This is a genomic window from Ochrobactrum sp. PL_is501 (assembly GCF_055816895.1).
Window position 1 is genome coordinate 39067 of record NZ_JBVPGR010000036.1, and the last position, 22729, is coordinate 61795.

The following is a 22729-nucleotide window of genomic DNA, read 5'->3' on the forward strand; positions in this document are numbered from 1 at the left end:
CGAGAGAGTCTCTCTGTTTTCACACAACATGAATAGCAGAGAGATTTTCGCTCGGCAAAACCTCAACATGGAAATTCAAGTGCCCCGTCTGTCAGGACGGGGCACTTCCCTCGCGATACCATTCAGTAACGCGCGTCTTTCGGCTTCTTCGTGTTCGGCCAGTCCTTCACCTTGCCGGCGAAATCAGGACGCGGCATATGGGTGAAATATTCCGACACGTCGATGGCTTCCTGATCGGTCAGAACACCGCCCTGCCCGATGGGCAGAGTATGGTTCTGAGCAGGTGGCATCGCATATTTGACGAACTGCGCCGCCTTGTAGGTGCGAGCCAGTCCGGCCCCGATATTGAAGCTTTCATCGCCCCATAGCGGCGGGAAGATATAATCGCCTGCCTGATCCTTCATGCCTTCACCGTCGGCGCCATGACAGGTCGAGCATTGAGCCGCATAGATTTTTGCACCGTTGACAGGATCGGGAACGAGGCTTTCGTCAATGGGACCGGCATTGCGAATCGCCACTTTGGTCCCCTTTTCCACATCCTGCCGCAGCCAGTCCATATAGGCGACCATCGCCTTCATATCAGCGCCGTCTGGGGGCAAGGGCTTGCCGTTCATCGAGCGCTGGAAGCAGCCGTTGATGCGCATCACCAGATCAACTTCCTTGCCCGCACGAGGCATGACGGCGGGATAGAAGTTGCTGGTGTTGATATAGGATGCAACATTATCCACCTTGCCCTGCCCTATGTGGCAGGAATTGCAATTCAGGCCGTTGCCGACATAATCGGGCAGAAGCCGCGCCGTTTCGTTGAGCAGCCGCTTGCCATGCATGATCTCGGGCGCGTTCGGCTGTTTGAGAATGTCGCGATCCGGCGGGATGACATAAGATCCGACCTGCTTCTTGTCCTTGTCCAGAACCGCATAGGCTTGGGGAGCCGGGGAATCCAGCGAGGGCCGCAGGTGATTGAAGAGGAAAGCGCCGCCCGTTACCGCCACGGCAAAACCGGCACCAAGAACGACAATCGTACTGGTTTTCATTGCTTGTTCTCCGGAACGTAATGGACAGGCTTGTGAGCGATTTCACGCCGCATGCGTGCGATATCCTGCTCCGTTATGGGAGTGCCGTGATTGCCCCAGCCGTTGCGAATGAAGTTGAGGATTTCGGCGACCTGCCAATTGGGAAGATTCACGAAGCCCGGCATGGTGAAAGCCATCTTGTCCGCTGGCGTTTCAGGCGTTCTGCCCCCGGTCAGCGTGACCTGAATAAGCGAGCTTGGGTCATCAGCAAAGACAATCGAATTGCCTGCAAGTGCGGGATAGATGCGCGGCGCACCCTTGCCGTCCATCCGGTGGCAAACCGAACATTGCTCGACATAAGACAGGGCGCCCGGCGCAGTGAAATCTCCAGCCCTGAGTGCGGCAGTCGTCACATCTTCCTTGGGCTGCCATTCGCGCTCACGTCCTTCGCTGGGCGGCAGCGACTTCAGATAACGGGCAATCGCACGCAGATCATCTTCCGCCAAATATTGGGTCGAGTGCTGCACGACATCGGCCATCGAGCCGAATGCCGCCGTGCGATCGGTCCGCCCGGTCTTGAGGAAGGTGACGATCTCGTCCTCAGCCCAGGTCGAAAGCCCCGTATCCTGATCGCGCAGGTTTTTCGCATACCAGCCTTCCAGAACCGACCCGGACAGGAACTTTCCTTTCGGATCGTTCTTGACCGCTTTTTCCTCATAGGCGAGGCCGCGTGGGGTGTGGCATGCGCCGCAATGACCAAGCCCCTCGACCAGATAAGCGCCGCGGGCGATCACCGGATCGGTCTCGGCTGCAATTTCGAACGAACGAGAATTTCCAAAGAAAAGCTGCCAGTAGGCGAGCGGCCAGCGCATATTGGTCGGCCATGGCAAGGTGCTGGGCTGGTTGTCCTGCTTTACCGGCTCCACCTTCGACATGAAGAACGCATAAAGCGCCTTCATGTCCTCATCATTGACGACCGTATAGGAGACAAACGGCATTGCCGGATAAAGATGGACATTGTCCCGGCGCACGCCCTGCCGCACCGCCCGCTCGAAATCGGCATAGCTGTAGCTACCGATGCCGGTCTCACGATCCGGTGTGATGTTTGTGGAATAAATCGTGCCAAGCGGCGTCTGCATGCCGAGCCCGCCCGCAAAAGCCTTGCCGCCCGGCGCGGTGTGACAGGCGGCGCAGTCGCCCGCATGAGCAATATATTCGCCCTTTTCGATCAAAGCCTTGTCGGAGACATCGACGGCGCTTTCGTGCTTCGCCGTCAGCCAGTGGGGTGTTGAAAGCGCAAAGAGCCAGGCTGCGGCTAGCGCACCCGCGCCGCCGACCGCCGCTTTCCATATCAGTCTCATGTGCCCTCCGACACCAATTCCCTTGTGATGGGGAGAACGTCGAAGATTCGGGATGAAAGAGCATTGACCCCGATCAAAACCTGGCACCTACAATGTTTAGCCATCTATAAAAGCAATAGCTAATACAGCTTTGACGTGCTTGATAGTTCAAGCAAATCGCAGTAGGGGCAGCCCCTCCCGGGGTGCGGTTCAATCAGATTACGGCTGATCCGCGCTCAATTGTTTGTTCAACGCGCATCATACCCGGAGGCTGTTTCGCACTTTTCGGGATGCGTTCTTAGCCTGCAAAGATCACCAGCTTTAAGAATAAGTGAGAAAAAGCTAGGTAAATCAAATAAAAAGGCATTGCAGCAACCGCTAACAGAAGGCATGATTGCGCATATGGGGGCAGATATTGCAATCGTCGGAGAGGACGGAATGGATCGCGCCCTTCAAAATGGCAACCAGTCATCGGACGCCACAACCGTAGACGACACGATGACGCTTGAGGCAGTCGAACTGGAGTTCGCGCTCGGAGCCATTGACGTGCTGATCGAAGGTTTCGACTCTGCCCTTGCCAAGGCCGCTGAACGGGTCGGCGGTGAAGTTCTGTTCAACATGCCCGCTCTCGACACCAGCGAGGCACAGCGCATCGGTGCAATCGCCATTGCCGGACAGCCGGACGATCAGGTCATATTCGTCACCTTACGCAACGACGGCACGACTCTGTCGGTCGAGCCGCCGACGGGCGAAAATGCGGTTTTTGAAAGCCTTGGCCGCAACTACGCCGCGGTCATGAAAAGCCTTTCCCCGAAGGAAAAGGCCAACGGCGTCTAAACTTTCAAACTGGATTATTTCGGCGCGGCAGGCTTTGGAACGCCCGCATGAAGATTGTGTGGTGCGACCGGGTTGAGCGTCATGGTCGTCTCAACCTCCTTGAGGCGCACGAATTTCATTCCCTTCGCTTTCAGGGCCAGAACGCCCTTGACCACCCCCTCGCCCGCCGAGCGCGTCGGCTGGTTGATATGCGAGATGATAACATCGCCGTCACGCGCGGCGGCAATGCGGCGCTCGACGGTCGGCGCAAGCAACGATGCTCCCTGATCGCCATTCAGTGAATAGCCGCCGATCTTGTACCCCATGCTTGTCGCCAGCTTGATGGCATCGGTCGAATAACGGGCCGTCGCATCACGATACCAGGCAGGCTTCGAGATTCCGGCATCGGTGATCGCCGCAGCACCCGCATCGATTTCCAAATGGACCGCCTCAAGCGAACCAGCCGTCTTGATGCCGTACATTTTCGGCTCATTGGTGATGGCGGGAATGTGCATCGCGCCATGGTTTTCAACATCGAACAGATCGGCATTGGCTTTCAGAACCGCCACGGCGGCGGGGTTCTGTTTTATCCATCGCCCCGTCACGAAGATGGTCGCCGGAATACGGTTCTGCACCAGCATGTCGAGTATCCGGTGATCGGTCTTGCCCATGCACGCATCGAGCGTCAACGCCACCTGCGGCGATGCAGCGCCGCCGCGTGCTATGCGCAATTGCGGTTCGACGATCCTGATCGTGTCTTGGCTGGCCCTGTTTTCCGCCCGCTCCTGCGGCGAGATATCATAGGCGCTGGCCATGCTGGTCGCGATGAGAATGGCGGCTCCAGCCGCGGCGATACAACGAAACATGATTGCGTTTTCTGAAAATGGCTTAACCGCCGGGGAACTACCCCGGCAGCTAAGCCAAATTATGGCGTACTGTCAAACCTTGCGCACAGCCGACTGTGCCGCTGCGAGACGGGCAATCGGCACGCGGAACGGCGAACAGGAAACATAGTCGAGACCGGTCTTCTCACAGAAGGCGATCGACGCCGGATCACCGCCATGCTCGCCGCAAATGCCGAGCTTGAGTTTTTCGCGGGTCTTTCGTCCGCGTTCAGCGGCGATTTCCACCAGTTCACCGACACCTTCGAGATCGAGCGACACGAACGGGTCCTGTTCGATCACGCCTCGCTGCTGATACGAAGTCAGGAATGACGATGCGTCATCGCGCGAAATGCCGAAGGTCGTCTGCGTCAAATCGTTGGTGCCAAACGAGAAGAACTCGGCGGTTTCGGCAATTTCGGCAGCGCGCAAGGCGGCCCGCGGCAGTTCAATCATTGTGCCGACCATATAGTCGATCTTGATGCCTGCCTCAGCCATGACATCCTTGGCAACAGCATCGATGCGCGCCTTGACGAAATCCAGCTCGGCCTTGAGGCCGACCAGTGGCACCATCACTTCCGGCACCACATGTTCGCCGGTCTTCTTGCCAGCCTCGACGGCGGCTTCAAAAATCGCCCGTGCCTGCATTTCCGCGATTTCCGGGTAGGATACGGCCAGACGGCAACCGCGATGGCCCAGCATCGGGTTGAACTCATGCAGGCTATCCGCGCGTTCACGCAGCTTTGCCGCATCGACGCCCATAGACCGGGCAACTTCGGCAACTTCCTCATCCGTATGCGGCAGGAACTCATGCAATGGCGGATCGAGCAGGCGGATCGTGACGGGAAGGCCCTTCATGATCTCGAAAAGCTCGACAAAATCCGAACGCTGCATGGGCAAAAGCTTTGCCAGCGCCGCGCGTCGGCCTTCTTCATTGTCAGAAAGGATCATCTCGCGCATGGCGACGATGCGGCTTCCGTCGAAGAACATATGTTCGGTACGGCACAGGCCGATGCCTTCCGCACCGAACGACCGCGCCGTGCGGGCATCGGCAGGCGTTTCAGCATTGGCGCGAACCTTCATCCGGCGGGTACGGTCGGCCCATTCCATCAGCTTGCCGAAATCGCCGGAAAGCTCGGGCTGCAGCATGGCCACCGCGCCTTTCAGGACCTGTCCGGTGCCGCCATCGACCGTGACGACGTCGCCCTTCCTGAAGGTCTGACCAGCCGCAAGCATGACACCGTTGCGATAATCGACGCGAAGCGATCCCGCACCCGAAACACAGGGCTTACCCATGCCGCGGGCAACGACCGCCGCGTGACTGGTCATGCCGCCGCGTGTCGTCAGAATGCCTTCCGCCGCATGCATGCCGTGAATATCTTCCGGGCTGGTCTCTATGCGAACGAGGATGACCTTCCGGCCTTCCGATTTTGCCTGTTCGGCATCTTCGGAAGAGAAGACAATTTCGCCCGTTGCAGCGCCCGGCGATGCAGGCAGCCCCTGACCGATCACCTGACGCTCGGCGCGTGGGTCGATGGTCGGGTGCAGCAGCTGGTCGAGCGCTGCGGGATCGACGCGCAGAACCGCTTCTTCCTGCGTGATCAGGCCCTCGCCCGCCATTTCAACGGCCATCTTCAGCGCTGCCTTTGCGGTGCGCTTGCCCGAACGGGTCTGGAGCATCCACAGCTTGCCGCGCTCAATGGTGAATTCAAGGTCCTGCATATCGCGATAATGCTGTTCCATCCGGTCGGCAACCTTGAGGAATTCAGCAAAGGCTTCCGGCATCACCTTTTCAAGCGACGGCTTGTCGGAACCGGCTGCGATACGCGCTTCCTCGGTGATGTTCTGCGGCGTGCGGATACCGGCGACGACGTCTTCACCCTGCGCATTGACGAGGAACTCGCCGTAAAGTTTCTTCTCGCCGGTCGAGGGATTGCGTGTGAAGGCAACGCCGGTCGCTGACGTCTCGCCCATATTGCCGAACACCATGGCCTGCACATTGACCGCCGTGCCCCAGGCCGCCGGAATATTGTGCAGGCGACGATAGGTGATGGCGCGCGCATTCATCCAGCTTGAGAAGACAGCGCCGATGGCGCCCCAAAGCTGTTCGCGTGGATCTTGCGGGAAAGGCTGGCCAAGTTCTTCCTCGACCTTGGCCTTGTAAGAGCCGATGACATCCTTCCAGTCTTCTGCCGTCAGCGCCGTATCGACCTCGACGCCGAGATCGGCCTTCTTGTCTTCGAGAATTTCTTCGAAGAAACCATGGTCGACGCCCAGCACGACATCGGAATACATCTGGATGAAGCGGCGATAGCTGTCATAGGCAAAGCGCTCATCCCCCGCCTCGCGGGCAATGGCCTGCACGGTCTCATCGTTGAGACCGAGATTGAGCACCGTATCCATCATGCCCGGCATGGAAGCCCGGGCGCCGGAGCGCACCGACACCAGAAGCGGCTTTTCGGTATCGCCGAAATTGCGCCCCGTCACTTTCGCTATGTGGATCAAAGCCGCCTGAACCTGATCATTCAGTTCGGTCGGATAGGAACGCTCATGATCGTAATAATAGGTGCAGACTTCGGTCGTGATGGTAAAGCCCGGGGGCACTGGAAGACCAAGGCTGCTCATTTCAGCCAGGTTCGCTCCCTTGCCGCCGAGAAGATTACGGTCGCTTGCCGCACCTTCTGCCTTGCCGTCGCCGAACGTGTACACCCACTTCGCCATCATGGCCTCCCTTGATGCAGGATGGCTCTTGAAAGACTCGCAACAGTTGCAAGCACTCCCTGAACCTGCCCTCGTTGCTTATGCGATCAGCAACACTGCTGCCAACCAAAAAAGCGAGGCCGCGACAATAGAATCGATTAGAGGCGGGGCAACGACCCCGCTATAGATTGACTCTGTGTACCAGATACAACAAATTAAGAACAAATGATGAACATGGAGTTTGACAATGCGGATCACAGGTAAGCTCGACTATCTGGAAATGCCAGCGGGAAACGGTTCGCTCGATGCGACGAAGAACTTCTATGCGCGCGCCTTCGGTTGGTCTTTCATTGATTATGGCCCAACCTACTCCGTCTTTTCGGAGGGACTTGACGGCGGTTTTGACGCCGACGGACAGGCAATGGCAAAGCCTCTACCCGTACTCTATGCTACGCAGCTGGAAGACGCTTTAGCGGCTGTTACTGATGCGGGCGGAACCATTGTGAAACCCATCTTTTCCTTTCCCGGCGGCAGGCGTTTTCATTTCACAGATCCGGCCGGAAATGAATTGGCAATCTGGAGCGATCAATGAAGATTCGCAGCACGTCGAAAGCAGAAACGATACTGAATTTAGCGCCCGCTACCGATCTGAACGGAAGAATTGCTAGGTCACCTAAAGCTCGCTCGATTACCAGCTGGTATCTTTTTCGACCCGGAGTAAATCGAACAGAATAGACCTTAACAGCGGCCATGGTTCGCCCTCTTCAACTCCGAGGGGATCTCGCATCTCGAGAATACAATGAAGCTTTGCAACAATCCCTACGAGTGTCTTAGCCGGAGCATTGAAGAGAGCCTCAGCAAGCTCAAACTCTCTATCTAGAATTTGTAGATGATCCCTGTAGGCGCTCCGGTAATCCAATTCATCGTTAACTTCGTGCCAATTGATTTTTGCTTCTTGCAGCTCTGTTATTGCGTATTCCTGAACGTCAGCCACCTCCGAACCAGCATCATGACCCCTGATTTGGTCGATGGAATGAAAAATGCGAGATGATACACGTTCTTGCTCGGCTTGAGGCAAAAAGCTAATTTTCTTCAGAAGTTTGGTCTCTAATCCTTGCTGAAGACGGCACAGTTCATTGCTTCTCGCGTGTGTGGCGCTCCACCGTCGCCAATACGAGACGACAGGATCAACGCCACTTCTGTCGTGAAGGTCGGCCTTTGATGCAGCCAACCTCTCGGAGGCATCACGTAAAACAGCCTCCCTAAATGGTTCGATAGATTTAAGCAGGTTTCCAGGGGTAAACTGAGGCATAGTTGTGCTATTCTCAGAATCAGCCATGATCCGAGTCCTGTACACTTGGGTATGGTCAGGCTGAGTGGCGTGCGCCAACACGCTATTCAGCCGATGGTGCCAATAGAATAAACGACCTCTTTTTTGAAGTCAATAAAGGGCGTCGTTTATTTTTAAGTCTAATCAAAGACTGTTACTAGAAGGTGAGTATTTCAGTTTCATGGGACGTCCGCCACTGAACATGCAAGCGACAAAAATAAGGTTGTCGCAGGAGACAAAGAAACGGATCACAGATTTGGTGGGGAGATATAGAATCGCCTCCTTCATCCGAGAGGCAATAGAGAATGAACTTGCGAGGAGAGAAGAAGAGATAAAAAAAGAAAAATAATATAGAAAACCATTTTATTGAAAGGTTCGGCTGTTTCTAATCCTATATCGTGCATGCAAACGCTTGTCTCCTTTAAATCGACAACGAAATTGATTTTTTTATGCTGTACATTTCGGTAATTTTGACCCGCAGCTTATCGGATTCAATTTTTTGAGCAGCTCGTAACAGGCTCCATGCGTTGTTAACGTATTGACGTTGTTCTTCCGTACAATACGCCATAACCTTTGCGAGCTTTTGTCCTATTGAAACTCTGTCACACGCCCCCAAGAATGCTCCATTCCCAAATCGGCGATCAATCGCCGTTGCAAAAGCTTCAAGCTCCGCTTTCACTCCTTGATCCAAAGAGCGGTAAGCTTCATGACGTTGAGCATACTGTTCGTCACCCAATCTTCCTGCTTTTACAAGATAATTCCGGGCAGCCTCGGACGGATATGGAATTTCCACGCTCATCCGTTGGCGCCGCTCGATTTCATCTCGCTCCAACGACGCCTTCAACTTTTTCCGATAATCAAGATGCAGACTTATCTGAGTCGCAAGATATCCCGCAGCGTCGAGCACGGCTTCTCTTTCCTGTCTTGCTCGCCTGCCAGCAAAAAGGCCGGCTTGGCCTCGAAGGGTTCCTAAGGTCTCCGGTTTATCCCTCAGCAGTTTGAGCTTTGCTCGACAGCTGTCTTCCTCGACCCACAACGATGAAATCTCCAGCTTCTTAAAGACGCTCTCGGGATCCTTAAAGATCTTCTCTAGGCTCGAGTTTATCATTTCGATATCACGCTGAAGCGCACGGTGGTCTGCCAATTGCGCCGCCACGACTTGGGAAACCGATTTCGTATACTCTGAAACACCGGGCACCAAAGCCTCGCCGGTAATGGCCACTTCTCTTTGGATCTCTGGTAGGGAGCGTGCAAATATTTGAAGCCGCAAACCCATTTCCCGCAACCGTTTCGCCTGGTCGGCGATCCAGGAGAGACGGTCATAATAAAGTGTCCGCGCAACCCTAAGCAGATTTAGTCCTCGGTATTGAGCAAACCTCAATGCTTGCATGTAGATGGGACCGTTATCATAATCGAGAGTGGTTTCCTTGGTATTATTGCGCGAAAGTACCGCTTCAAGTGCATTTTTGTTTTTGAATATGCCTTTGCTATAGTATATATTCAGATCGCTTCTGTGGCGCGTCATCGCAACATAAGTCAAATTCCGATCCATTGTTGAAGAAGCAAGAACATTAACACTATCAGCAGTTACACCCTGCGATTTATGTATTGTCGTTGCATATCCGTAATCAATTTCATTATAATTTTCACTATTTACATTGACTTCACGATACTTTCCACCTTCTGCAATCCGAACGACAATTGCGTTTCGAGCGGCAGATACCACCTGGCCAACGGTCCCGTTTTTAACGCCCAATGAGCTATCGTTTCGCAAGAAAATCAGCTGTTCGCCTTTTCCTATTTTTCTGGGACCGTTAATGGACTCGAATGAAAATTCCCGTCCGATTAGTTCTCTGTCTATGAGTTTCTGCCGAGCAAGCAGGTTGAGCTGCTGCACGTCACGTCGCAAATGCGCAAGGATAAGCGAATTTACACCTTTCGACTTGGCTTCGTCCCAATTTGCAATCAGCCGTGCAAGTGCCTCGTCTTTGTTTCTGCAGGAATGGATTTTCCCGTGGACATCGTATTCGTCCAACGCCAACTTAGTTTTATTGGTCGCCAGGCAAGCCGACGCTTTACGCATCCAGGCCTCTCGCTGACGGAAAATTGTCTCAAGCTCTACATAGCCTACCTTGTCCGCGATTGCTCTGAACGCAGCACCCGCTTCAATAGGCTGTAGCTGCGCTGCATCACCAACCAGCACAATTTTGGCACCGGCGTCTTTAACAACTTGCAGGAAAGCAGCCATCTGCCTTGACGCAACCAAACCCGCTTCGTCAACAATGAACACCGTTCGAGAATCAATCCGGTCTTTTCCGACATCCCAACGGTGTTGCCACGATGCCAGCGTGCGACTTTGTATATGCGCACCGTTTTGCAACCCTTCGGCTGCTTTTCCAGCCAGAGCGCCCCCAAGCACAGTATAGCCTGCGTCCCTCCATATCGCAGCGGCTACTTTCAGCATGGAAGTTTTTCCTGTCCCAGCCCTTCCCACGACAACAGCTATGCTCTGCCCGTCGACCAGATAACGGATCGCTGTTCGTTGCTCCTTGTTGAGCCAGCTGTGACGATCACAGATCTCATCCATTCGGCTAGCCTGAACTGGATGGCTTTTAAGCTTCGAAAGACGGATCGAAGTCGTAGCCATTCGGGCTTCCATCCTGATCAATCTTTTCGTGGTGAACTTTTCCAGAATCGGATTTTTTTTGTTGAGTTGAAACGGCGCCCCATCGATTCTTAGCACTTCTGGACTTTTTAGAATCTCCACAGAAAGATGCGAACAAAGGGCATTATCGTTCGAATATCTGCGAATAATGTTCTCCAAATCTTTTCTTTCGAAAACACTCCTTTCCGAACTTACGATATCAAGGACGATACTTGGCCGCCTGATGATTCGCTGCAGATTTTCGTCTTTGCGGTATTGGTTTAACTCAGCACGACGGACATGGTCGGTTTTACTCGCGTCTTTGGCTTTTCGAACAATACCTGACGCTGCAGGGCCGACATGGACCATACTCACGATGTCAAGGTTTTGTTCTGAGTAGGACCGTCCGTCGATATGCAGGTCAAAGCCAGCGAGAGCAAGATGCCGATTCAGGCACTCAAACCATCCATTACGGAACCGTAAAAAATCAGTTCTATTTCCACCCCATTGCGTCCGCACCAACTGTCCGTTAGCGCGTCGTTTTGGAGACCCGGTTTCATCGCAAATTACTATCGTTTTGGCACCGAAACCTTCGTTCGTGAGAGGCCGAAGACTCATCATCAAGTGTATATGAGGATTGCCAGGCTCGTCATGATAAACCCAGTCGGCCACCATGCCTCTAGACAAAACATGCGTTTCGATAAATTCTCGCACGAGTGCAATGTTCTGGCTTGGAAGCAACTGGTTAGGTAAAGCGATTATGGCCTCGCGCGCCAGTTGCGCATGCACCTGCCTCTCTGAAGCCTCGACGAAGTTCCAGAAGCTCTCCGAAGCTTGCCCAACCGAGCCCTGAGCTATTGCACGGACCCATTCAGGAGAAGCTGCCGGCAACATAAACTCCTCGTGGATGAGGCCTTCCTTCTTTGAAAAATCAACCGTTGTTCCTTCACGTTCGAAATACATAATTGTCCGGTGGCGATAGGCTGCAGCAATCAGCGCACTTTGTCCCTTACCACGACTAATAAAACTGACTCGCAAATAGGCAATCGCCAACGTTACTGACTCGCGCTTTGAACCAGGATAAGTCACCTGACGAAAAGCATCTTTGTAACAGGCTTATCAAACGGTGATCACGTGCAAATTTGCACCACATTCGACATAAAATATTTACATTGATGCATGAAAATAGTCGCTTTGGTAGTATATTTACAAATTATTAGTGAAATATATAGTTATAAATCGCGCAAAATATGTTAAAATCTTATTTATATCAATTATAACAACTATATTCTCTGAGTAGTCATAATTTTATGCACCTCTTCAACGGCCACGCGGTCCACCGCTTCTGTCTGCAGAGTGGTGTGATGAAGATCGTATTGTTCCTGCAAGAGATGTTCCACCGCGCGACGTACGGTTTCGCCGTCTGCGCCGCGCGTCAATACGATATGCGCGGTCAGGGATTTCTGGTTCTTGGTCAGCGACCAGATATGCAGGTCGTGGAGCGTCGCCACGCCGGGCACAGCCAGAACGGCTTTCTGCAGATCATCTAGGTCCAGTCCGGCCGGAACCCCTTCCAGCAGAATATTGATGCATTCCTTGAGCAAAACCCATGTGCGTGGAAATACCATGAAGCCGATGCCGATCGCGATCAGTGAATCCACCAACTCCCATCCAGTCAGATAAATGATCACGGCCCCGACAATCACGCCGACTGAACCCAGCATATCCGCCCAGACTTCAAGATAAGCGCCTTTGACGTTCAGGCTTTCATCCTTATGCCCCGTCAAGACACGCATCGAAATCAGGTTGACGATAAGGCCGATCACGGCAACGATCATCATACCGACGGACTGTACTTCTGCGGGACGCCAGAGACGCTCATAGGCTTCATAAAGAATAAAGAAAGCCACACCCAACAACAGCAGCGCATTGACTGACGCCGCAAGAATTTCAAAGCGGGCATAGCCATAGGTGCGAAGAATATCAGCTGGCCGCCGGCCCAGATAAATGGCGATCAAGGCAAGAAGAAGCGCAAAGCTGTCAGTCGCCATATGCATGGCATCGGATAATAGCGCGAGGCTGCCGGTGATGAAACTGCCGACGATCTCGGCGATCATGTAAAAGCTGGTCAGGGCGAAGGCGATCCAAAGCCTGGGAAGCGACGTGTTGCTGACGTCTCCATGATCGTGATCGCCGCTCATGCCGCCCTCCATACAGGTTATGTATCAGCCTGCTTCACGCAGGCGTTCCGCTGTCTGCAAATCTACCGACACAAGCTGGCTTACGCCCTGCTCGCCCATGGTGACACCGAACAGACGGTTCATGCGCGCCATGGTGATCGGGTTATGGGTGATGACCACAAAGCGTGTTTCGGTCGAAGCCGCCATTTCATCCATGAGATTGCAGTAGCGCTCGACATTATGGTCATCGAGCGGTGCATCCACTTCGTCCAGCACGCAGATCGGCGCCGGATTGGTGAGAAACACCGCGAAAATGAGCGCCATAGCCGTCAGAGCCTGCTCACCGCCGGAAAGCAGCGTCATGGTCTGCGGCTTCTTGCCCGGCGGACGGGCGAGAATTTCCAGCCCGGCTTCCAGCGGATCGTCACTTTCGATCAGTTGCAGTTCCGCCGTGCCGCCACCGAAGAGATGTGTGAACAGGCGCTGGAACTGCACATTTACTACGTCGAATGCAGCCAGCAGACGCTCGCGTCCCTCACGATTGAGGCTCTGGATTGCCTGACGCAATTTCTTGATCGCCTCGATCACGTCTTCCCGCTCGGAGACGATGGTATCGAGACGCCCGGAAAGTTCCTGCTGCTCCTCTTCGGCGCGCAGGTTGACTGCGCCAAGCCGCTCGCGCTCGATCTTCAACCGTTCCAGCTGGCGTTCCAGCTGATCTGGGTCCGGCAGAGCTTCATCCGGCTTCAAACCTGTCTGGCGTATAGCCTCGTGCGGCGGGCAGTTCAAAGCTTCGGCGATACGGGCTTCCGCATCCTTGCGCCGCTCTTCCGCCGCCGCAAGACGTTCTTCGGCGCGCGCCCGCTGTTCGCGGCTTGCCGCCAGCTGCTGGATGGCAAGGGTCGCCGACTTGTCGAGTTCGGCCTGCGCGGCCTCGGCCTCGGCCAGAACGTCAGCCGCCTGCTTGCGAAGGGCATCGGCTTGCGACAGTTCATTCAGCAGCGCACGGCGGCGGCTTTCGATCTCGTCTGGCGCTTCCGCCAGCGCCTCGACCTCATCCGCTGTTTCCGCGCGACGATCATTCAGCGCCGCTATATGGCGGTCGGCATTTTCCGCACGGGATTTCCAGTTGCGGCGCTCCAGCGCAATCATTTCCAGTCGCCGCTTGCGCGCGTCGGCTTCGCGACGCAGTCCCTCATAGGCGGCGCGCGCTTCTGCCAAAGCAGTGCGATCCGACATGACTTCGCTGCTCAATGCTGCAAGGCGAGCGCCAATCGCCTCGATATCCGGCATTTCGCCAAGCCGATCTTCCGCTTCCGTAACGCGAATCTGGGCCTCTTCGAGATTTTCCTCCAGATGCGCCTTGCTGTCTTCAAGACCAGCACGGCGCGTGGCAAGCTGACCTGCCGCGCGTTCGGCAGCGGCCAAAGCTTCGCGCGCTTCATCGAGCTTGCGTTGGTTTGCGCGCCATTGATCGCGGGCGACACGCTCCTGCTCGATGGCCTCGCGAACGCCGGCCTCGGTGCGCTGCACATCCTGTTCGGCCTGCTCTGCACGCTTGCGGGCGGCAACGGCTTCCTGTTCAAGCTCCGCCAGCCGGTTTTTTTGGGCCAGCCGCTGGGCCGCTGGCGTTGGTGCATCGGCGCTCGCCGTGTAACCGTCCCAGCGCCAGAGTGCACCGGCCTTGCTCACCAGCCGCTGGCCCGGCTGCAACAAGGCTTGCAGGCGCTTGCCGTCGCCGTCCGAAACGACGCCGACCTGCGCCAGCCTGCGGCGCAATTGCCGCGGCCCTTCCACCAGCCGATCCAGCGGCGTCACGCCTTCCGGCAGGGCTGCATCGGCGTTGGCGGCAGGGTTGTAAGCCCAATAGACGGGCGCGCGCTCATCGCTGGCTGCATCGAGGTCTTCGCCAAGTGCTGCGCCAAGCGCCACTTCATAGCCCTTCTCGACGCGCAATTCTTCCACCACTGGCGGGAATTGCCCCGTTTCACCGGCATTCAGAATGCGGGCCAGCGTTTGCGCTTCCGTTTCGATACGGTTCAGTTCGGTGCGCGCTTCGCTCAAAGGCAGGCGGCTGGCGGCTTCCGCCTCGCGCGCGCTTGCAACAAGCTCTTCCGCGCTGGCAACCATTTCCTCGGCTGAGGCCAAGGCTTCCGCACAACGGTCCACCACGATGCGTTTTTCCGCTGGATCGAACAGCCCGCCGATCTGCTCCGCGACAGCGGCAATATCACGCTCGATTGCTTCCATCTGGACAGCCAAGCGGTCGCGGCGGTCACGGGCTTCCTTCAAAGCCCGCTCGATCTGCGCACGCTCAGCAGCAGCTTCCGCACGTTCAGCCGTTACGTGGGACAATGCATTCTCGCTGTCCTGCAAGCGCATTTCCGCTTCCTGGAACAGAGCATGCAATTCCTGATCCCGTTCGCCGGATTCTTCGGCAGAAGCGATCAGCTCCTGCTCCTCCTCATCGAGCCGCGCCAGAATATCGGCATTCTCGCGCATCATTTCTTCTTCGCGCGCAATGTCGGCAGAAAGCTGTTCAAGCCGCTTCATCAGTTCAGCCCGGCGGGCGCGAAGACGTTCGCCTTCCTCGTCAAGCTGGGTCCGGGCAATGGAGAGGCGCTGCAATGCGGCAGCAGCTTTCGCTTCGGCCTCGCGCAGTTCGGGCAGCTTGTGCGCGCCGACTGCTTGCGCTTTTGCAGCGTTCATCTGCGCCTGCGCCATGTCGCCCACAGCGGAGGTTGCCTGTGCCAATGCGCTTTGCGCCTCGCCTTCCTGCGCCTTTGCCTGCGACCAGCGCAAGTGCAGGAGGGCGGCTTCCGCCCGGCGGATATCTGCGGAAAGCGCCTTGAAGCGGTTCGCCTGCCGTGCCTGGCGTTTCAGGCTTTCGATCTGGCTGCCCAATTCGCCAACCACATCGTCCAGACGCTCCAGATTGGTCTCGGCGGCACGCAGCCGCAGCTCGGCTTCATGGCGGCGCGTATGCAGGCCGGAAATGCCCGCCGCTTCTTCGAGAAGCGCGCGACGGGCCTGCGGCTTTGCCTGAATAAGCTCACCAATACGCCCCTGACCGACCATGGAGGGCGAACGTGCGCCTGTCGACTGATCCGCGAAGAGAAGCTGCACGTCCTTGGCACGCGCTTCCTTGCCGTTGATGCGGTAGACCGAGCCGGATTCGCGTTCGATGCGGCGCGAAACCTGCAACTCGTCGGCATCATTATAGCTGGCTGGCGCGCTACGGTCCGAATTGTCGAGAAAAAGCGTGACTTCCGCCGTATTGCGCGCAGGCCGCGTGGCAGAGCCCGAGAAAATCACATCGTCCATGCCGGAGGCGCGCATGTTCTTGTATGAGTTTTCACCCATCACCCAACGCAGCGCTTCGACCAGATTGGATTTACCACAACCGTTCGGACCGACGACGCCCGTCAGCCCGCCTTCGATAACGAATTCCATCGGCTCGACGAAGGATTTGAAACCGACAAGGCGCAGCTTGGAGAAGCGCATCAGCAAGCTCCTCCCGCTATTATCCCAGAAACGCAAAAAGCGGGCGCAGAGAAGCGCCCGCTTTTCGATCTGAAAAACGGATCAGAGAAGCTTGTCGATGATTGCCGACATTTCGTCAACCGAAAGCGCTCCAGCGTATTTTTGTCCGTTAATGAAGAAAGTCGGCGTTGCATTCACACCGAAATCCGTCGATCCACGCTCCATCGTTGCTCTCACATCATCGAGAAGTTGCTGGTTCGTCAAGCAAGCCTCGAAGGACTCCTGTGTAAAACCGGCAAGTTTCGCAATTTGCAGGAGAGCAGCTTTGGCGTCGTCGGCGGTCGCCCATTGCTGCTGCTGCTTGAAAAAAACGTCGACCATGGGGAAGTAACGGTCTTCCGGTGCGCAGCGCGCCAGCATGAAGGCGGCCGTCGCGCGCGGGTCGAATGGAAACTCACGGAAGATGAGCCGCGCCTTGCCCGTATCGATATATTTTTCCTTGATTTTCGGGAAAGTGTTGATCGTGAAATCCGCACAATGCGGGCAGGTCAGCGATGCATATTCAACGATGGTGACCGGCGCGTCGGCCTTGCCGTAGACCATGTCCTTCAGCTTGCCTGCTTCGGCAATCTTGGCAGCATCGACAGTGCCTTCCGGGCTACGCTGCTGCGCGTTCGCGCCACCGGCAAAAGCCAGCCCGGCAGCCGCTGCCCCGGCAAGAGAAATAACGTGTCTGCGATTAAACGCTGCAGGCATCCGAATCATCCAGTCCTGTTTCAATAGTTGACTTCGACACACAATCTAAAGCGGCAGATCGCACTTCGCTAGACCCGCAGCGTTCACATGAAAGTCAGCACCTTGCATTTTTTGTCTTCATATTTGCGACAATTAAGTGGGGTGCCGCTTACAAACTGCTGAAAGCTTGCATCAAATTTATGGCGGCCAGCACAATTCACTTGTCCTTGACGCCCTTTCGGCCAGTGGTCCGCTTTTCTGCGAGAATGTTCTTGCCAAGTCGGGCAAGTGCAGCGCGAAGCGCATCGTCTTCAATAGCGTCTGTCGCCTTGTCGATACGGCGCTCATCTGCAGGCCCGAGCGGCGCCAGCCGCTTGACCCGGCGTTTGGCCGGTATAAGAGGCGGTTTCTGCTCGATGCGGATGCGCCCGACCGCCGAGAAACCGAGAAATCCGTTGATACGACTGATGATTTCGCCTGTTTCATGCTGGACTTGCAAGGCTGCGAAGCCTTCGCATGCAATAATCAGCGTTGCCGGGGAAAAAGAATCATCCTCATGCAGGCGACGCGGCCAGATGATGCGCAGCGGGCGCGAGCTTGCGCCAATGGCGGGGCCGACAATATCTTCCCACGACTGAAGCAAGGCGAGATTGATACCGGCACGTTTCTGCAGCATCGGGTCGACCAGACCCGAAGCCATATCTGCAAGCGGCCTGAAACCGCGCCTGGAGGTTTGTTCGCTCATCGCGCTCCATTATAGCCGCGAAACCACTCAACAAACAAAGGAATCCCCTGATCGAGTGTCGTTTTCGGACTAAAGCCAAGGTCGCGGGCGGCGAGCGTAATATCGGCATAGGTGCGCGGTACGTCCGCAGCCGGCATGGGTTCCAGCTTGCGGATCGCCTGCTTGCCAGTCGCTTTTTCAATCGCAGATATGAAATCGTTGAGCATGACTGGCCGGTTGTTGCCGAGATTGTAGACAGGCGCCGTATCTTGCGGCGTCTCGAGCATGCGTCGCACCGCGCCAACCACGCCGCTGACGATATCCTCCACGAAGGTAAAATCCCGCTGCATTTCGCCACTGTTGAATACGCGGATTGGCTCCCCCTTGAGGATCGCGGACGTGAACAGCCACGGCGCCATGTCCGGTCGTCCATAGGGGCCGTAGACCGTGAAGAAGCGCAGGCCCGTGGAATGGAGTTTGTGTACGTGGCGGTAGGAGTAAGCCAGCAATTCACCCGAGCGCTTTGTCGCGGCATAGATCGAAACCGGATGATCGACAGGATCGGCTTCGGAAAAAGGCACCTTTTCGTTTGCGCCATAGACCGACGACGAACTGGCATAGACCACGGGCGGTCGCTTCTCCAGTCTCAGTGCAGATTCAAAAACGGTGACCTGTCCCTGAACATTGGCAGAAATATAGGCCGAAGGGTTTTCGATGGAATAACGCACGCCCGCCTGCGCAGCCAGATGCACGATGATATCGGCATCCCGGTCAGTCCCAATCGCGGCATTGAATGCTGCCGCATCCGAGATATCCGCCTTTGCGAACCGGAAGCCTTCACGCATAAGCAGCCTGGAAAGACGTGTTTCCTTTAGAGCCACAGGATAATAGTCGTTCACATTGTCGATGCCTACGACCTGCCAGCCCTCATCCAGCAGACGTTGCGCGGTATGGAAACCGATGAACCCGGCGGCACCCGTTACGATCGCTTTCATGCAGGTGATTTCTTTCCTAAAACATATGAGGTGAGTCCGGCGCGTCGTGCCGCCATGATACGCCTCGACGCAGCCGCGTTCAGCGCTGCAAGGAAGAACATGGTCGAGGAGATCGTCACCTCGTGCAACAGCGGATTGTGCAACATCCCGTAGCTGCCGCACACGAGGGCGAAGTAGATCAAGGCTCGCCGCATTGCCCAGCTATCGGCAGTTCGCCACAAATAGAGGAAGATGGAGATAAACGCACAGGCCATGAAGATGAGACCGACAACGCCGTCGTTCAGCAACTCGTCGAGCACCGTATTATGAACGTGGCGGAAGCCGTCAAGCATCGACGCCTTGTCGCCCGCCTCGGCCCTCACATAATCCATCTTTGAATAGGAACCGACACCGGCAAGAGGATGGGCGGCGATAACACTAGACGCACTCCTCCACATGACCTCGCGAATATCTGCCGAAACCTTGTCTTCCCAGTCAGCCGCGTGCCCGGTATCGTAATATTCGATCATTCCAGAGAAACGTTTGGAAATGATGCTGCCAACCGGTCCTACCACAACGAGAGCCGCTATTGCTGCAAACAGTACCGCATAGGCCGCTCCTTGTTGCCTGATACTGAAGCGCTTCAGGAAGATGAGAATTTCCACGGCTGCGAAAATCGGCAACACCACGATGACCGCCCGGGTTTCGGACGTCAAAACCGCTGCAAAACCCAATATCAGCCACTGCGGACCATTCGGCAAGTAACGCGAAGCCGCACGCAACGGGATCGCCGCCGAAATCGCTGCAACGCCCGCAACGAATGCAAAGACTGCCTGATTGCCGCCGACACCTATACGCCCCCCATCAGTCACAGAAAGATAGAGCGCGACTATCACGGCGAGCAGCGTTCCAACACGCGCGCCAAGCACATAAGCTCGCAGAGGGTCCCGGACAAGCACCATTCCCGAACCGGCGAAAGCGAAAATCGCAATCAACAGCGTATAGCCGATCTGTCGGTTATCGCTGAAAGGCTCCCCCCGGAACAGGATCAGGCCCAACGACCAGACAGCATATAAAATTATGAACAAATAGAATTTCCTGGCGAACATGCGCGTGGTCGCATGACGAGCGCATGCCAGATAAATACCGATACATGAAAAGACGAAAAGGATCAGCGGACCTAAGCCAACACGAATGGGCATTGCCGCCGATGCAACTCCGAGAACCCAGGAATCCACCCGGCGCCGCAAGAGAAAAGACTTTTTGAAATAACTCAACCTTCTGCCTCTTTTAGCACCTTCTTATTTAAAGCGTAAGCGATTCGCCGAACATAGTCAGTCGCTCGAAAGACAAGCGTACTAATCCTTTTGTATGCGGGTAAACGTTTCTTGGCGTAAGCTGAGCGTCCCTCAGCGATGGTGGAAATCGCGATATTCGAAAACTCAACGACCGGCTTGTCAGTCGTGAAAATCTGATATGCGCCAGCCCACCCTCTTTCCAATGCGACATCGTAGGGAAGGCGCATGGGACGAAGCGCTTTCAGCAATTTCGAAGCCCCTTCCCGGGTGACAACATAAGCCGCAGAACTCCCGAGCGGCCCATGCAGGCAACGGCCAATTGAAAACTGACTATCAATACTCGTAAAAGGGGTGAAAGCAGCGGTTCGGTGATTGACAAGTTTCACGGCATCCCAGCCTGTTGTGTTTGTCAAATGCGTGAGGAATGGTGCAAAAGCGGGAGTAAAAACGATGTCATCTTCCACAATCACCGCAAAGGGCTCAGGTGCATCCACTATGGCTTCCAATGCCCGGATATGACTGAAATAACAGCCTATTTCTGCCGGCATTGCAATTTTTCCGTGCCAGCGGCGGAACCCTGCCTCATCGAAATCTACAAGTTCCTCAGGAGGTAGCAGCTTGCCCTCGACCGCTTCAATGCGCCTCAAATCAATGGAAAACCGATCTGCGCTGGACTTCAACCTGTCCCAGCGGTCTCGAGAACGGGCAAGATTGATGACATAGACAGGTACAGAACGGTCCACTTATTCTCTTTCCGCTGAAAGCAATGAGGCATGTCAGGAGACTCATAGACAAACTTCTATGCGCACGGTTCAAATATGCACAGCATTGTTTCTATCAATTGTAAAAATAAGGCATTAATCAGAATGCTGCCCAACTGTTACCCGATACCCTTCTCATGCTGAATTCCGCCACTTCCGATCAAAGCACAAAGCTCCTGCACTGGTATGACCGGCACCATCGTGTTTTGCCATGGCGCGTGAGTCCACCTGAACAGGCATCGGGTGTTAAGCCTGATCCCTATCGCGTCTGGCTCTCCGAAATCATGCTTCAGCAGACAACGGTCGAGGCGGTCAAGTCCTACTTTGTGAATTTCGTAGCACGCTGGCCCACCGTTCAGGATATGGCACAGGCGAGCGAGGACGATATCCTGCGTGCGTGGGCCGGACTTGGCTACTATTCGAGGGCTCGCAACCTGAAAAAATGCGCCGACGCCGTCGTCATGCAGCATGGCGGCGCGTTTCCAGACAATGCCGCAGCTTTGAAGGAACTGCCGGGCATCGGCGACTATACTTCGGCGGCAATCGCCGCAATCGCGTTTGGCGAAGCGGTTGCAGTCGTGGACGGCAATGTGGAACGTGTGATCTCGCGGCTTTACACAATCGACACGCCACTGCCCGCAGCAAAGCCGGAAATCCGCACGCTCATGGCGCAATTGACCCCAAGCAACAGGCCCGGCGATTTTGCACAGGCGATGATGGATCTGGGCGCAACCATATGCACGCCAAGGCGTCCAGCTTGCGCGATCTGTCCGCTGAATGACCGCTGCATGGCTCTTGGCTCGCGCGACCCGGAGGAGTTTCCGGTCAAGGCGCCCAAAGCCGAAAAACCCATACGCACCGGAGCGGCATTCATTGCCATCGCAGACGATGGTTCAATCCTTCTGCGCAAGCGAAAAGGGGAAGGCCTGCTCGCCGGGATGACCGAGGTTCCGGGCAGCCATTGGACCGCGCGCATTGACGGAGATGCGACGGTCAGCGCTGCGCCATTCCCGGCGCGATGGACCGCCACCGGTTCGATCACGCATGTCTTCACACATTTCGAACTGCGGCTCTCTGTCTATCGATCGGACAATGTCAGCAAGGCTGCATCCAATGAAGGCTGGTGGTCCGGGCCGGACGAGCTTGCCGAGGAAGCACTGCCGACTGTCATGAAAAAAGCGATTACCGCCGCCGTGCCTGAAGCTTTCAAACAGGGGAGAAAATACCGTTGAGCAGTCCCATCAAACACGTAGTCTTCGATATAGGCCGGGTTCTTATTCATTATGACCCTGAACTTGCCTATCTGGACATCATTCCTGACGCCTCGGAACGACGTTGGTTCCTGGAAAATATTTGCACCAGCGCATGGAATATCGAACAGGATCGGGGCCGGACCTGGCAGGAAGCGGAAGAGCTTCTGATCAATACTTATCCCGAGAAAAGCGATTATATCCGCGCGTTCCGGCAGAACTGGAACCGCATGGTCCCGCACGCCTATAAAGACAGCGTCGAAGTTCTACGGGGCTTGATCGCCCACGGCAACGACGTCACCATGCTGACGAATTTCGCTTCGGATACTTTCCGTGAAGCGCAAGGCCGGTTTCCATTTCTCACTGAAAGCCGGGGCGTCACTGTATCCGGCGACATCCGCATGCTGAAACCGGACCGGGAAATCTACGATCATCACGTTGCCTCATTCGACCTCGATCCGGCGGCAACCCTTTTCATTGATGACACGATGCACAATGTGGATGGTGCCAGACAGGCTGGCTGGCAGGCGGTGCACTTTACGGATGCGAGCAAGCTTGGCGCTGATTTGAAAGCGCTGGGTCTCGCTTTCTGAGCCTGAC

17 protein-coding genes are annotated in these 22729 nt (G+C 55.6%); 4 read left to right on the top strand and 13 right to left on the bottom strand.

Features of this window, described 5'->3' with window-relative positions:
* Positions 1–122 precede the first annotated feature (122 nt).
* The gene (locus AC0TOF_RS13575; RefSeq protein ID WP_473768659.1) at positions 123–1034 is read right to left on the bottom strand and encodes a c-type cytochrome; all 912 of its coding nucleotides are present in this window, start codon (positions 1032–1034) and stop codon (positions 123–125) included.
* Positions 1031–2374 (bottom strand): c-type cytochrome, encoded by a 1344-nt coding sequence (locus AC0TOF_RS13580; protein WP_473768660.1) that lies wholly within the window; start codon positions 2372–2374, stop codon positions 1031–1033. The genes AC0TOF_RS13575 and AC0TOF_RS13580 overlap by 4 nt, the downstream gene beginning before the upstream one ends.
* A 417-nt stretch (positions 2375–2791) precedes the next feature.
* On the opposite strand from AC0TOF_RS13580, the gene AC0TOF_RS13585 reads away from it, so the two are divergent.
* Positions 2792–3190 (top strand): hypothetical protein, encoded by a 399-nt coding sequence (locus AC0TOF_RS13585; RefSeq protein ID WP_122003245.1) that lies wholly within the window; start codon positions 2792–2794, stop codon positions 3188–3190.
* Positions 3191–3204: 14 nt separating this feature from the next.
* Here the strand turns inward: AC0TOF_RS13585 and AC0TOF_RS13590 are convergent, their stop codons facing one another.
* Together AC0TOF_RS13590 and ppdK are read right to left on the bottom strand one after the other, a co-directional pair.
* Complete coding sequence (locus tag AC0TOF_RS13590; RefSeq protein WP_473768961.1) at positions 3205–3984, bottom strand: polysaccharide deacetylase family protein; 780 nt, start codon at positions 3982–3984, stop codon at positions 3205–3207.
* Between the two features lie 123 nt (positions 3985–4107).
* Positions 4108–6771: a pyruvate, phosphate dikinase gene (gene ppdK / locus AC0TOF_RS13595; RefSeq protein ID WP_473768962.1), complete on the bottom strand. Its 2664-nt coding sequence runs from the start codon at positions 6769–6771 to the stop codon at positions 4108–4110.
* A 226-nt stretch (positions 6772–6997) separates the two neighbouring features.
* Between ppdK and AC0TOF_RS13600 the strand changes: the two genes are divergently transcribed.
* A complete protein-coding gene (locus AC0TOF_RS13600; protein WP_473768661.1) occupies positions 6998–7342 on the top strand; it encodes a VOC family protein in 345 nt (114 codons plus the stop codon).
* A gap of 96 nt (positions 7343–7438) precedes the next feature.
* Here the strand turns inward: AC0TOF_RS13600 and AC0TOF_RS13605 are convergent, their stop codons facing one another.
* From AC0TOF_RS13605 to AC0TOF_RS13645, 9 genes are all read right to left on the bottom strand, one after another.
* Positions 7439–8089 (bottom strand): hypothetical protein, encoded by a 651-nt coding sequence (locus tag AC0TOF_RS13605; RefSeq protein ID WP_473768662.1) that lies wholly within the window; start codon positions 8087–8089, stop codon positions 7439–7441.
* Positions 8090–8501: 412 nt separating this feature from the next.
* Positions 8502–11777: a Ti-type conjugative transfer relaxase TraA gene (traA, locus tag AC0TOF_RS13610; RefSeq protein WP_473768663.1), complete on the bottom strand. Its 3276-nt coding sequence runs from the start codon at positions 11775–11777 to the stop codon at positions 8502–8504.
* Positions 11778–12007: 230 nt separating this feature from the next.
* A complete protein-coding gene (locus AC0TOF_RS13615; RefSeq protein ID WP_473768664.1) occupies positions 12008–12925 on the bottom strand; it encodes a cation diffusion facilitator family transporter in 918 nt (305 codons plus the stop codon).
* Positions 12926–12949: 24 nt separating this feature from the next.
* Positions 12950–16408: a chromosome segregation protein SMC gene (smc, locus tag AC0TOF_RS13620; protein WP_473768665.1), complete on the bottom strand. Its 3459-nt coding sequence runs from the start codon at positions 16406–16408 to the stop codon at positions 12950–12952.
* Between the two features lie 81 nt (positions 16409–16489).
* Complete coding sequence (locus AC0TOF_RS13625; protein ID WP_122003308.1) at positions 16490–17143, bottom strand: DsbA family protein; 654 nt, start codon at positions 17141–17143, stop codon at positions 16490–16492.
* A gap of 196 nt (positions 17144–17339) precedes the next feature.
* Entirely contained in the window at positions 17340–17867 is a 528-nt protein-coding gene (locus tag AC0TOF_RS13630) for a DUF721 domain-containing protein (RefSeq protein ID WP_473768666.1), read from the bottom strand.
* Entirely contained in the window at positions 17864–18841 is a 978-nt protein-coding gene (locus AC0TOF_RS13635; RefSeq protein WP_473768667.1) for an SDR family NAD(P)-dependent oxidoreductase, read from the bottom strand. Before AC0TOF_RS13635 ends, AC0TOF_RS13630 begins: the two co-directional genes overlap by 4 nt.
* Entirely contained in the window at positions 18838–19908 is a 1071-nt protein-coding gene (locus AC0TOF_RS13640; RefSeq protein ID WP_473768668.1) for an O-antigen ligase family protein, read from the bottom strand. Before AC0TOF_RS13640 ends, AC0TOF_RS13635 begins: the two co-directional genes overlap by 4 nt.
* Positions 19909–20093: 185 nt before the next feature.
* Complete coding sequence (locus AC0TOF_RS13645; protein WP_473768669.1) at positions 20094–20861, bottom strand: glycosyltransferase family 25 protein; 768 nt, start codon at positions 20859–20861, stop codon at positions 20094–20096.
* Between the two features lie 155 nt (positions 20862–21016).
* Here AC0TOF_RS13645 and mutY point away from each other — a divergent pair, with 155 nt between their 5' ends.
* Together mutY and AC0TOF_RS13655 are read left to right on the top strand one after the other, a co-directional pair.
* On the top strand, positions 21017–22111 hold the full coding sequence (gene mutY, locus AC0TOF_RS13650; protein ID WP_473768670.1) for an A/G-specific adenine glycosylase: 1095 nt from the start codon (positions 21017–21019) through the stop codon (positions 22109–22111).
* Positions 22108–22722, top strand: a complete 615-nt coding sequence (locus AC0TOF_RS13655; protein WP_473768671.1) for an HAD family hydrolase — start codon at positions 22108–22110, stop codon at positions 22720–22722. Before mutY ends, AC0TOF_RS13655 begins: the two co-directional genes overlap by 4 nt.
* Positions 22723–22729: the final 7 nt, after the last annotated feature.